The following is a 12,674-nucleotide window of genomic DNA, read 5'->3' as shown; positions in this document are numbered from 1 at the left end:
GGTTCCCTCTCGATTAATCAATAGTCCCGTGAGGGACACCTTCCCCCTCTCCTTGTAGGAGAGGGATGGGGAGAGGTAGGAGAGGGTTAGGGAGAGGTTTTTTAGGGTTAGACCTCTCCCCCTGGCCCCCGATAGTCCCCCCTTGATCCCCCCTTTTTAAGGGGGGTAAGGCGAGGGGGAATTTTTCCGGTTCCCTCTCGATTAATCAATAGTCCCGTGAGGGACACCTTCCCCCTCTCCTTGTAGGAGAGGGATGGGGAGAGGTAGGAGAGGGTTAGGGAGAGGTTTTTTAGGGTTAGCCAGAGGTATCAACTCATCGGTTTAATATTTCCGTAGCCGCCACCGCCAGGAGTTTCTATTACAAATACATCCCCAACATTCATCTCAACTGTGGCGGTACTCCCCAACATTTCCACCGTTCCATCATTGCGAATAACGGAATTTTTACCAACCAAACCCGGTTCGCCCCCCGCCAGTCCAAACGGGGGAATTGTTCGGTGTCCCGATAAAATACTCGCCGTCATTTTTTCCAGAAAACGAATTTGACGAACGATACCATTTCCGCCTATAAATTCCCCCTTTCCGCCACTATTCGGACGAATACTAAACTCCTCCAATAATACCGGAAATCGCCACTCTAAAACCTCCGGATCGGTTAAACGGGAGTTGGTCATGTGAGTGTGAACCGCATCGGTACCGTTGAAGTTTTCACCCGCCCCCGAACCCCCACAAATGGTTTCATAATATTGATGGCGATCGCTTCCAAAGGTAAAATTATTCATGGTACCTTGGGAGGCTGCCATCACCCCCAGCGCCCCGTACAAAGCATCAACAATGGTTTGAGAAGTTTCCACATTTCCCGCCACCACCGCAGCCGGATAACGGGGGTTCAACATACAGCCTTCGGGGATAATAATATTCAGGGGTTTTAAACAGCCGGCATTGAGGGGAATTTGGTCATTAACCAGGGTTCTAAACACGTACAAAACCGCCGCTTTACACACCGCTTGGGGGGCGTTAAAGTTGCTGTTTAACTGCGGGGAAGTTCCCAAAAAATCGATAGTCGCGCTGCGGGTTTGTTTGTCTATTTTAATAGTAACTTTAATTTGACTGCCGCCATCCATCTCATAGGTAAACTCGCCATCTTTTAACACATCAATTGCCCGACGAACGGATTCTTCGGCGTTATCCTGCACGTAACCCATATAAGTTTGTACTGTTTCTAAACCGTATTGATTCACCATTTTTTGCAGTTCTTGAACGCCCTTTTCATTGGCGGCAATTTGGGCTTGCAAGTCGGCAATATTAATCTCAGGATTTCGAGAAGGATAACGCCCCGAGGTTAACAATTCCAACAATTCTACATCACAAAATTTCCCTTTATTCACCAATTGAACGTTATCAATTAAAATCCCTTCTTCCTCAACAGTTGTGCTATTTGGAGGCATTGAACCGGGGGTAATTCCGCCAATATCCGCTTGATGACCCCGAGACGCCACGTAGAATAAAATTTGGTTGGTCTTCGGTGCAAAAACGGGGGTAATGACCGTTACATCGGGTAAGTGAGTCCCGCCATCGTAGGGGTTATTTTGCATATAAACATCCCCCGGTTGTAAACGGTCTTTTTTGGCTTTTATTAAACTATTAACGCTTTCGCTCATCGAACCCAAATGTACGGGAATATGGGGGGCGTTGGCAACGAGTTGACCCCGTTTGTCGAAAACTGCACAGGAAAAATCGAGACGTTCTTTAATATTAACAGAAGCAGCCGTATTTTGCAAGGTGATTCCCATTTGTTCGGCGATAAACTGAAATAAGTTCTTAAAGATTTCCAGCCGAACCGGATCGGGTTTAGAAGGGTTTGATTGAGAATTTAATGTTAATTCTGAATCCGAGTTTTCCGAATTTGATTTTGAGGTTTTGAGTTGGTTTAAAACTAAATGATTGCGTTCGGTTAGGGTAACTTTCCAACCGGGTTCGATAACGTTGGTTCCGATGCCTTCGATAATAATTGCGGGGCCGATAATACTATCTCCCGGTTGCAAATCTTCTCGCCGAAATAGGGGCGTATTTTGCCAACCTTGGGGCGCATACATTTGTACATTTGCGATGGGTAAAGGCGGTTGAGAATGCTTGCGAGAAATGAGCGGTTCTTCCGGTGTTTCCATCTGTTGAACGACTTCCAAAGAAACCGATTCTACAATTAACGCTTTCCCCTCCCGCACAAAGCCGTAAATGGTTTGATGTTTGTGTTCAAACTCGGCTTTCATGGCGTTAAAATTGGCAAAATTAACGGTTAGGGTTGAATCGGTTCCCCGATATTTTAAATTGACTTTTGCTAATACAGTTGTTTGGGGATTTTCTGCGGTTAATTCTTGTTTGCACTCGGTTTCAAGTTCGGTTAAAAGGGTTTCTAACTGGGGAATTAATTCTTCTGTTAATGTTGCTTCTACCGCCCGTTCTCGCATCGCCCGAATATCGGCCAAACCCATCCCGTAAGCAGATAAAACGCCAGCGTAGGGATGAATAAACACCTGTTCAATTCCTAACGTATCGGCAATTAAACAAGCGTGTTGACCTCCCGCCCCTCCGAAACAACAAAGGGTGTAATTAGAAACATCATAACCCCGTTGCAGGGATATTTTTTTGATCGCATTTGCCATATTTTCAACGGCAATGGTAATAAACCCCGTAGCGACTTCTTCGGGAGTGCGATTATCTCCCGTTTTGGCTTTAATTTCTGCGGCTAATTCTTGGAATTTTTGCCGAACAATTTCCCCATCTAACGCTAAATTTCCCTCAATTCCAAACACTTTGGGAAAATATTCGGGCTGAATTTTCCCCAACATTACGTTACAGTCGGTGACGGTTAGCGGCCCGCCTTTGCGATAACAAGCAGGCCCCGGATTCGCCCCCGCAGACTCCGGCCCGACCCGATAGCGGGACCCGTCAAAGCGGACGATGGAACCCCCACCCGCAGCGACGGTATGAATGGCCATCATGGGGACCCGCATCCGCACGCCAGCTATTTCTGTTTCAAATTCCCGTTCATATTCGCCGTTAAAATGGGCGACGTCGGTGGAAGTTCCGCCCATATCAAAACTAATAATTTTCTCAAAACCCGCCCTTAAACTGGTTTGAACCGCCCCAACAATTCCCCCCGCAGGCCCAGAAAGAATGCTGTCTTTTCCTTGAAAATTTCGGGCGTCGGTGAGGCCCCCGTTGGACTGCATAAATAATAAGGAAACGGTGTCGCTGTTATGATTTAACTGGCTTAAAACTTGTTCAACATAACGCCGCAAAATTGGGGAAAGATAGGCATCGACAACGGTTGTGTCTCCTCGACTAATCAGTTTCATTAACGGGCTGACTTCGTGAGAGATCGAGATTTGAGAGAAGCCGATTTCTCGGGCGAGTTTTGCTATTTGTTGTTCGTGTTTTTGGTAGCGGTATCCGTGCATTAAAACGATAGCACAACTGCGGATTCCTGCATCGTAAGCGGCTTTTAGCTTTGGTTGTAGCGATTCCAAATTAACGGGTTTTAGTTCGTTTCCCGCCGCGTCATAACGTTCGTTGACTTCGATGACTTCCTCATAGAGCATTTCGGGTAAAATGATCTCTCGGGCGAAAATGTTGGGGCGATTTTGATAGCCAATTTTTAACGCATTTTTGAATCCTTTTGTAATCACTAAAACCGTGCGATCGCCTTTTCGTTCGAGTAGGGCGTTGGTGGCGACGGTGGTTCCCATTTTGACTTCTAAAATGCGGTGTCCGGGAATGGGTTCATCGGGGGATAATTGTAATATTTCTCGAATCCCTTGAATGGCTGCGTCTTGATAGCGTTCTGGATTTTCTGAGAGTAATTTATGAGCGAGGGTTTGACCGGATGGGGTACGGGCGACAATATCGGTAAACGTTCCGCCCCGATCAATCCAAAATTGAAATTTATCTTGATTTTGAGGGGTTGATGTTGTTGGATTCATGGGGTTTTTTCCTCAATTAATGATAATTTTATGCTCGTTTTTTCAGGGAATAGTGTTGTTGTAGGGGCGGGTTATACCCATCTGTATGTTGATCGCAACTAACCTTAATAAACCCACCCCGGTCAGGCGTCTGTTCTCTATTTCCTAGAGATTGATCGGGTTTAGCAATTTTTGTAGCAGGGCGGGTTTATAAATATTATTTGTGAGATGGATAAATCTATGTAAACCCGCCCCTACATTTTTTATTTTGACACCAGCTTGAGGTTACATTATAGCAAGTTTACGGGAGAAATTTTATTTCTGACGATGAACTTGTAACCATTTTTCCCGACGGTTTAAGGGTGTGGCGATATAGTCGCCGTAATTTTTACTAAATTTCCAGAATTTACGAATGAGATTCAACATTTTCTTTGGGGTTTTAAAGTGTTCTGAGTCGAGGCTGTCAATGTGAAAGTCATAAATGATCATAAAATCTCCCTGAGTCCTCACAAAAAATAGCATTAAGAAGGTGGATGACAATAAAAAGGTGAGTTAGAATAATTTCCCGTGCGTTTGGCTAACGATAATACTGTTTTTCAATCCAAATTCTCACGTCTTGATCGCTGATAAATTGTTCGGTTTTTCCGGTTATGGGGTCGTAAATATGCCAGATTAAATCTCCGGTTTTGGTTTGAGTTTGCCAAATTTTTGGTTCGGAACTCCCGACCAAAAAGTTTATCGTTTGTCGTATAGTTTGAGAAAAAATATAGCTTAATTTTTCCTCAATACCCTTTCGCCTGCGGTTGTTTCCAGAAAATGAATCTGAAGGCAAAGAAAGCGAGTGTTGAGTTATTTTCATGGCAATTAACCCTCAATAGATTTGAGTTTACATCTTGATATTTTCCCGGTTGGAACTGATTCGATTTGTTCTTGTTATTATTTTGCCGAACTAGACGCCAACAAAACAGAGGCAGTTATAATAATTTGTAACCATAACAGTTTTAACTTGAAAGAACTGTTATGCTGATCAACGGTTAGAACTGTATTGATCTGTATCTTGAGAGCCTCACCCTTGACCGCCATGAACCTCAAACCCCTAGAAAAGTCAGATCGCACCAACCTGTATGAACAGGTCGCCTATCGCGTCCAGTCCCTCATAGAAGAAGGCACCCTGCAACCGGGCGATCGCATCCCCTCGGTCAGACGGATGCACAAACAGATGAACGTCAGTATTTCTACGGTGTTGGAAGCTTACCGCCTTCTCGAAGATCGGGGTTTAATTGGGGCGCGACCACAATCGGGTTATTTTGTCAAGCAAACTTCGCTGCTGTCCCACCTCGATGAACCGAACCCCTCGACCCCGCCCCGTCGCATCTATACGGTAGACACCTCCATCGCCCTGGGGATTAACCTGGCACTGCGCGATCCCAATGTTATCCGTTTGGGGGCTGCCGTTCCCGATCCGCAACTGTTTCCCGTCAAAGCGCTGAACCGTTTGATGGGCCAGGTGATGCGCCAATATCCCGAAGTTTGTCACGCCTATAACCCGCTTCCGGGTTGTGAAGCCCTCCGCCACGAAGTCGCCCGTCGCCTGATGGATGCGGGATGTTCGCTGACTCCCGAACAAATTTTAATTACAAATGGCACCACAGAAGCGCTTCATTTGTGCTTGCGGGCGGTAACAAAACCGGGAGATACTGTGGCGATTGAATCCCCTTGTTATTATGGTTTATTAGAAATTTTAGAATCGTTGCATTTACGAGCATTAGAACTTCCCACTCATCCGCGAGATGGGTTAATTCTTGAAGAATTTGAAACGGCATTAGAACAGGGAAATATTGCCGCCTGTGCTGTGGTTTCTAATTTTAGTAATCCCCTGGCAAGTTGTATGAGTGATGCTCAGAAAAAACGACTCGTTGAAATCTTAGAAAAATATGATATTCCTCTGATTGAAGATGATGTTTATGGAGATTTAAAGTTTGATGGCAATCGTCCGAAAGCCATTAAAGCTTATGATCGCAAAGGTTTAGTGTTGTATTGTGCTTCTTGTAGTAAAACGTTGTCGGCGGGTTTGCGCGTGGGTTGGACGGTTCCGGGTCGTTATCAAACCGAAGTTGAACAGCTAAAATTGATTACGAATATTAATACAGCTTCGGCAAATCAGCTTACAATTGCGGGTTTTTTAGCCAATGGCGGTTATGATCGCCATCTGCGACAATTGCGACGATCTTATCAAGAACAAGTTCGGCGAATGACACAAGCGATTTATGAATATTTTCCCAAAGAAACGAAGGTGACTAGACCAACGGGCGGCTATGTTTTGTGGGTAGAAATTCCCTCAAATTTTGATTCGATGACGCTTTACCATCAAGCGCTGCAACATAAAATCAGTATTGCACCGGGTTCGATATTTTCGGTTTCAGGAAGTTATAAAAATTGCTTTCGTCTAAATTGTGGAATTCCCTGGTCTGATGAACTTGAACAAGCGATGAAAATGTTAGGAAGTTTAATTAATCAGCAATTCTACGGTTGACCCCAACTTAAACTCATAAAAAAAATTAGGTGTATCGGCAAATCCATCCCCTCTCCATTGCAAAGATGAGCGCATTTGCCCCGCACAGCGTTTGAGAAAATGTTTGAGTTTATCCGGGTCATTTTTCGGGTTGAATAATATTTTTGCAGGAACTAGCTATAATAGTAATGTAAGGTGTATCCTGCACATACATCAGTAAAGGAGAAAAAACTTTATTAATTTAGAACGTCTTAAATTCATCCTCAAGGAAGATTCACTATGATAGAACTTAACAGTAAAATTCCATCAAAACATAAAGAACTGCCCAAATGTTCTACAGGCATCAATGGATTAGACGAAATTACCAAAGGCGGACTGCCAAAAGCACGGCCAACTCTTGTTTGTGGTACCGCAGGTTGCGGTAAAACCTTGTTGGCAATGGAGTTTTTAGTGCGGGGTGCCGTTCAATATAATGAACCGGGGGTGTTTATTGCCTTTGAAGAAACCCCCGAAGAATTGACAGAAAATGTCGCTTCTCTGGGTTGGGATTTAAAACAACTGAGTGCGGAAAACAAAATCAGTATTGATCATATTCACATCGATCCCGAAGAATTTCAAGAAGTGGGCGAATACGATCTAGAAGCCTTATTTATTCGCTTGGGTTGTGCGATCGATCAGATCGGCGCAAAACGGATTGTTCTCGACACGATTGAAGTGTTGTTTTCCGGACTTTCTAATGCGGCAATTATTAGATCGGAATTGCGGCGGTTATTTCGCTGGCTAAAAACCAAAGGAGTCACCGCAATCATCACCGCAGAACGGGGCGATTCTAGTCTAACCCGACAAGGTTTAGAAGAATATGTTTCCGACTGCGTAATTCGACTCGATCAGCGCATTGAAGAGGAAGTTTCAACCCGTCGTTTACAAATTATCAAATATCGCGGTTCGAGTCACGGAAGCAACGAATATCCGTTTTTGATTAGTGAAAATGGGATTTCGGTTATGCCCCATTACTTCTGTGGGTTTGGACCATGAAGTTTCTAACGAACGAATTTCGAGCGGTATTCCCCGTTTGGATAATATGCTTGGAGGTGAAGGTTATTTTCGAGGAAGTAGTATTTTAATTACAGGCACCGCAGGCACCGGAAAAACCACCCTCGCCGCCCATTTTGCTCAAGCCATTTGCAAGCGGGGAGAACGCTGTCTTTATATTGCTTTTGAGGAAGCACCAAAGCAAATTATTCGCAACCAGCGCTCTGTGGGTGTTGATTTAGAACCTTTTGTTGAAAAAGGATTGCTGAAATTCAAAGCCGAACGCCCAACCGCGACGGGTTTAGAGTTGCATTTGGTGACATTATATAGTCTGATTAATGACATGAAGCCGAGGGTCGTGATTATTGATCCGATGAGTAATGTGAGCATGGGCGGGACGTTAATGCAAGCCAAAGGGTTTTTATTCCGTTTAATTGATTTTTTCAAGAGCAAACAAATCACCGTTTTATTGACGAATTTAACTTCCGGTGGCAATCCTCTTGAGTCTACTGAAATTGGCGTTTCCTCTTTGATGGATACTTGGTTAGAAGTGCGAATCATTGAAACCAATGGTGAGCGAAATCGTTTGCTTTATGTGTTGAAATCTCGGGGGATGGAACACTCGAATCAAATGCGAGAAATGCTGTTAACTCACGAGGGAATTCAACTGAGCGATGTCTATTTGGGTCAGGGCGAGGTGTTGACGGGAACGGCTCGCACCATTCAAGAAGCTCAAGAAAGAGCAAATGGATTGGCTCGTCAGCAGGAGTTTGAACGCAAACAAAGAGATTTAGAGCGCAAACAAGCGATTGTGCGAGCGCAAATCGAAGCTTTACAAGCTCAACTGGATGCGGAACAAGAAGAACTAGAAATGATGATTCAGCAGGAAAAACGATCTCAAAATATCTTACAAGAAGATACAGTAACAATCGCCCAAATGCGTCAAGCCGATGAAAAAATTACTCCCGAAAAATAAAAGTTAATGAGTTGCAAATCTTGTTTATTTTTTGATGGTTTCCTCAAGTCAATACCCAATTAAACTTATGGAGAATGTGGTGGAAAGTTCAGAACAGTTTGAACTGCTTGATCCCAATTTAATTTGGGAGTTTAAACTCTATGTAGCCGGACATACACCTCGCTCTATCAAGGCGTTTGAAAATCTTACCCAAATGTGTGAGGAGTATTTGGGTAGTCAATATAAAATTGAAGTAATTGATTTGTTAAAAAATCCTCACCTGGCCAAACAAGATCAAATTATTGCTTTGCCAACTTTAGTGAGAAAACTGCCGAAACCGCCAAAGAAAATTATTGGGGATATGTCGAATCACGAAAAGATTTTAGTCTGGTTAGAAATTGATAAAATTTGAGAATTAATTAGAGATTATAAAGCCATGAAGGAAAGGAAATGAAAAGATATGACAGAAAACTATATTGACCAATCAACTGATTTCTTCGAGGAATATTTAGCTCAAGAAAAAGATGTTCATTACAGCTTGCGTTTGTATATTGCGGGAAGCTCCTTGCAGTCTCTCATCGCCCTCAAAAATCTTCAAAATATTTGCGATGAATATCTGGCTGGACGACATGAATTAGAAGTCATCGACATTTATAAACAGCCCGAATTGTTGCAAGCTGAAAATATTGTCGCCGTTCCCACACTGATTAAAGTTTTACCGGAACCCTCCCAACGGATGATCGGAAATTTATCAGACAGAGAAAAAGTTTTGATCGGTTTGGGCTTGATTTCCAATTAAAATTCGGTCTCAAAAAAGAAAACTTAGTGGCTTTAAAACCGCAATTTTTCAAACACTTTATACATCTGTTGGGCTAAGTTTTTAGGATTCCACAAAGGCGCTAAGTTTTCTGGTTGTTTGGAGCGGATTAAATGCTCTCGAATTTCAGTTCTTAAATTAGCATCCATTCCCAATTTTATCCCAAGTTCGGTGTATTCTTCCCAACTCCAAGCCACACCAACATCCAAGTTAACCGCTTGTAAAAAGGCGTAACCCATGCGAGAAAGATACTGTTCGCCCGCTCTGGTTAAAATCGGTAAATTTGACCACAAAGCCTCTAAATTATGGGTCCCGCCATTGTAGGGATAGGAATCTAATAAAACATCAACCACTTGATAAATAGCCCGGTGTTCTTCTTCAGTTTTGGTTAAGCCAATAAACAGAATTCGATCAAAATCAACCCCCTGTTCTTCGCAGGCTTGACGATACATTTCCCGAATTAAAAGATGATCGCCTTGACCTTTTCTAATCATTAAACTCTCGGGTACTGCTTTGAGAATTTTAACTTGCGCTTCGATCATTTCAAAGTTCGTTTTCCGACCGGGAGCCACACACAAATATACCAGTTTATCCGCATCAATTCCCAACTGTTTTCTAACTAAATTGCGATTGACTTTACAGCTTGCTAATCCCGAAATCGCCACAGAAGTTTCGGGTAAACGAATTAATTTTTCACGATAATGTTGTTCTCGTCCGCTCGGATGGGTGTTCCAGTCGCAGAGAAAATAATGTTTGTCGGTGATATAAGGCGCGTCAAAACCAAGCCAAGTCGCACAGACGGGAGCGGGTGAATAGTTCAAAATCTGGACGTTGGCGGGGACGGTTACGGAGTCTAAATCGATTAAAATATCGATCCGATCCTGTAAGATTTCTTGGGCTAATTCTTCGGCTGATGCAAACCCATTCGGGTAGGATTTAGGCCAATATAATTTCTGGGCGATTTGTTCAAAGTTTTGGGTAACTTCATCGGCTTGTAATCGTCCGGTTACATATAAATGAACGTTGGGGGTAATGGCGGATAATTCCCGAATTAATGATTGACTACACCAACCGACCGAATGACGGCGAAAGTGTTTGGAAAGAAAACCGATTTTCAGCGGTCTTACTGTTTGATCTGTTGAAAAACTAGCCAGATTTTCAACACCTTTTAACGGTTGCTTCACTCGCCGATGATAATATTCTGCCGCAATAAGTTTATAGAAGTTGGCGTTCTCAACTAAAGCATCTCGCACATGGGAAACAATAAAAATTAAAATCTCATACAATAAATTGACTTCAAACAGGGAGAAGGTTTTAATCCGTTCATTACAAATTTTTTCAAGTTCTACAAGTTTAGAAACAGCTTGTTGATAAGCGCCCGATTGAGTGTAAGCAAAAATATAAGCAATTGCCGATAAAACCGGAACTTTTTCACCGCATTGTTGACAGTATTGATCGGCTGCTTGTCTGGCTTTGGTAAGATTTGTTGAATGACTCAGCAGATCGCATAATTGTTGATGGGCTTCTACATAGTCGGGGTTCAGTTCAATTGCTTTTTCTAAATTAACAATTGCGGCTTGGGGTTGTTCTTGCTTTTGAATATGGGCTAAACGACAGTAAATTTCTGCCCAGTCTGGCTTAAGTTTAATCGCTTGTTCGTAATGTTTAATCGCCTGTTCGACTTCACCCACATTAGCGTAGATATTCCCTAAACTCGCATAGGCTTCTGGAGTTTCTGGCTGAACTTTTAGCAAGTTTTGATAACAGTTGATTGCTTCTGTATAGCGGTTTAATTTTACTAAAGCAAACCCCATATTCAGATAGAAATCGGTATTTTGGGGATTAATTTCAATTCCAGCTTGAAAGCTTTTAATTGCGGCTTCATATTGTTTTTGTTCGGAATAGAGACAACCTAAATTTAGATAGGCTTCTCCTTCGTTGGGTTGTAGTTCTAGCGCTTTTTGATAGCAGGAAATTGCTTCTGGATATTTTTTCTGATGGGTGAGAATATTCCCCAATTCAATGTGTAATTTACCCCCTCTCAAGTTCGGTTGAATTTCCAGGGCGGTTTTCCAACTGGAAACGGCTTCATCTAGTCTTCCCAACCGTTGAAAAATCTTTCCTAAATTCCAACGAACAACGGCGAAATAGGGCTGTAGTTCTAGCGCTTTTTGATAATCCGCGATCGCTTCGTCTATTCTATTGAGTTTCGCGTACATTGTACCCCGATTTCCATAAACTTCGGCAACGTTGGGCTGAAGTTCTAACGCTTGAGAATAGGCGCGAATTGCTGCTTCTAATTTCCCTTGAAAGTGCAGCGCATTCCCCAAGATAACGTAGGCGTGATAAAAATTGGGTTGTATTTTTAACGCTTCCTGACCGATCGCGATCGCCCGTTCAAATTCACCCGTATTGATATAAAAATTCGCCTGCAATTGATAAGTTTTTAGCCGCTCAAATTGGGTTTCTAACTGGCAAATATTTTTGGTATTTTCAACAAAAATATCTTCTGTTTTAGGCGAATAAATTGAATGGCTTGGTTCGGCTTTTATCGCCTCTGTTAACGGACTCGCCAAGTCAACTCCGCGTTCTTCAAATTGTTCGCTAGAGTCGGAAACAAAGGTTAAACCCGTGAGATTATCCGCGAATTGATCCCGAGTTAATTGCTGAAGTGCTTCCCTGGCTTCTTGACAATCGGGCTGTAATTTTAACACCGTTTGATAACAAGAAATTGCTTGTATTTTTTGCCCTTTACCTGCTAAAATAGAAGCGAGCTTAAAGTAAAATCTAACTTCATCGGCTTGCAGGTCTATCGCTTTTTGATAGCAAGAAATAGCTTGTTCAACTTGGTGAGTTTGAGAAAAAGCGTTTCCAAGCATCCAATAAATAACAGCAGAATTGGGGTTAAACTTAATCGCTTGTTGATAACAGTGTACGGCTTCAGAAAACCGCTTCAAATGATAATACATACTGCCCAAATTGGCTTGAGCCTCCGTGAAATTGGGCTGGATATCAAGAGCTTGGGTATAAGCCCAAATTGCCAGTTCGATCTGATTTTGTTGTTGTAGGATATTTCCCAAACTAAGATAAGCCCCGGCAAAATTAGGCTTTAAATTGACTGCGGTTTGAATCGCTTTGATCCCCGCTTCTAACTCCCCATTCCAAACAAAAACTTCCGCGAGTTTTTGATAAATTTCTGCTTGATGGGGGGCAATTTGGAGGGCTTGCTGATAACAGGCGATCGCTTCCGCCCAGTTTCCCGCTTCCTGAAACTGAAGACCGTTTTTAAAATAAGTTTCAACCAATGAAAAATTCACACCCAACTCCTTAATTTTATCGTTGTCTGTTAAAATTATCGTTAGATTTGCTCGGATTTAATGATTGTGGTACTATATC

8 protein-coding genes are annotated in these 12,674 nt (G+C 42.8%); 5 read left to right on the top strand and 3 right to left on the bottom strand.

Going from position 1 to position 12,674, the window contains the following annotated elements; translation table 11 throughout:
* Positions 1-308: 308 nt before the first annotated feature.
* Positions 309-3,983: a hydantoinase B/oxoprolinase family protein gene (locus ACL6C3_RS17675; protein WP_413160292.1), complete on the bottom strand. Its 3,675-nt coding sequence runs from the start codon at positions 3,981-3,983 to the stop codon at positions 309-311.
* A 556-nt stretch (positions 3,984-4,539) separates the two neighbouring features.
* The gene (locus ACL6C3_RS17670; RefSeq protein ID WP_413160291.1) at positions 4,540-4,821 is read right to left on the bottom strand and encodes a hypothetical protein; all 282 of its coding nucleotides are present in this window, start codon (positions 4,819-4,821) and stop codon (positions 4,540-4,542) included.
* 222 nt (positions 4,822-5,043) lie between these two features.
* Here ACL6C3_RS17670 and ACL6C3_RS17665 point away from each other — a divergent pair, with 222 nt between their 5' ends.
* The 5 genes from ACL6C3_RS17665 (at position 5,044) to ACL6C3_RS17645 (ending at position 9,260) form a co-directional block, all read left to right on the top strand.
* On the top strand, positions 5,044-6,495 hold the full coding sequence (locus ACL6C3_RS17665) for a PLP-dependent aminotransferase family protein (RefSeq protein WP_413160290.1): 1,452 nt from the start codon (positions 5,044-5,046) through the stop codon (positions 6,493-6,495).
* A 258-nt stretch (positions 6,496-6,753) separates the two neighbouring features.
* Positions 6,754-7,509, top strand: coding sequence for an ATPase domain-containing protein (locus tag ACL6C3_RS17660; protein WP_413160288.1), 756 nt, complete (start codon positions 6,754-6,756; stop codon positions 7,507-7,509).
* Positions 7,463-8,482, top strand: a complete 1,020-nt coding sequence (locus ACL6C3_RS17655; RefSeq protein WP_413160286.1) for an ATPase domain-containing protein — start codon at positions 7,463-7,465, stop codon at positions 8,480-8,482. Before ACL6C3_RS17660 ends, ACL6C3_RS17655 begins: the two co-directional genes overlap by 47 nt.
* A 67-nt stretch (positions 8,483-8,549) precedes the next feature.
* A complete protein-coding gene (locus tag ACL6C3_RS17650; RefSeq protein ID WP_413160285.1) occupies positions 8,550-8,873 on the top strand; it encodes a circadian clock KaiB family protein in 324 nt (107 codons plus the stop codon).
* Between the two features lie 48 nt (positions 8,874-8,921).
* Positions 8,922-9,260, top strand: coding sequence for a circadian clock KaiB family protein (locus ACL6C3_RS17645; RefSeq protein ID WP_413160283.1), 339 nt, complete (start codon positions 8,922-8,924; stop codon positions 9,258-9,260).
* A 32-nt stretch (positions 9,261-9,292) separates the two neighbouring features.
* Here the strand turns inward: ACL6C3_RS17645 and ACL6C3_RS17640 are convergent, their stop codons facing one another.
* Positions 9,293-12,595 (bottom strand): tetratricopeptide repeat protein, encoded by a 3,303-nt coding sequence (locus ACL6C3_RS17640; protein WP_413160282.1) that lies wholly within the window; start codon positions 12,593-12,595, stop codon positions 9,293-9,295.
* Between the last annotated feature and the right edge of the window lie 79 nt (positions 12,596-12,674).

This window comes from Capilliphycus salinus ALCB114379 (assembly GCF_047276495.1).
Taxonomy (GTDB): Bacteria; Cyanobacteriota; Cyanobacteriia; order Cyanobacteriales; family Microcoleaceae; genus Capilliphycus; species Capilliphycus salinus.
The sequence above is the reverse complement of the archived record's forward strand: the minus strand, read 5'-3'. Positions and strand labels throughout refer to the sequence as shown.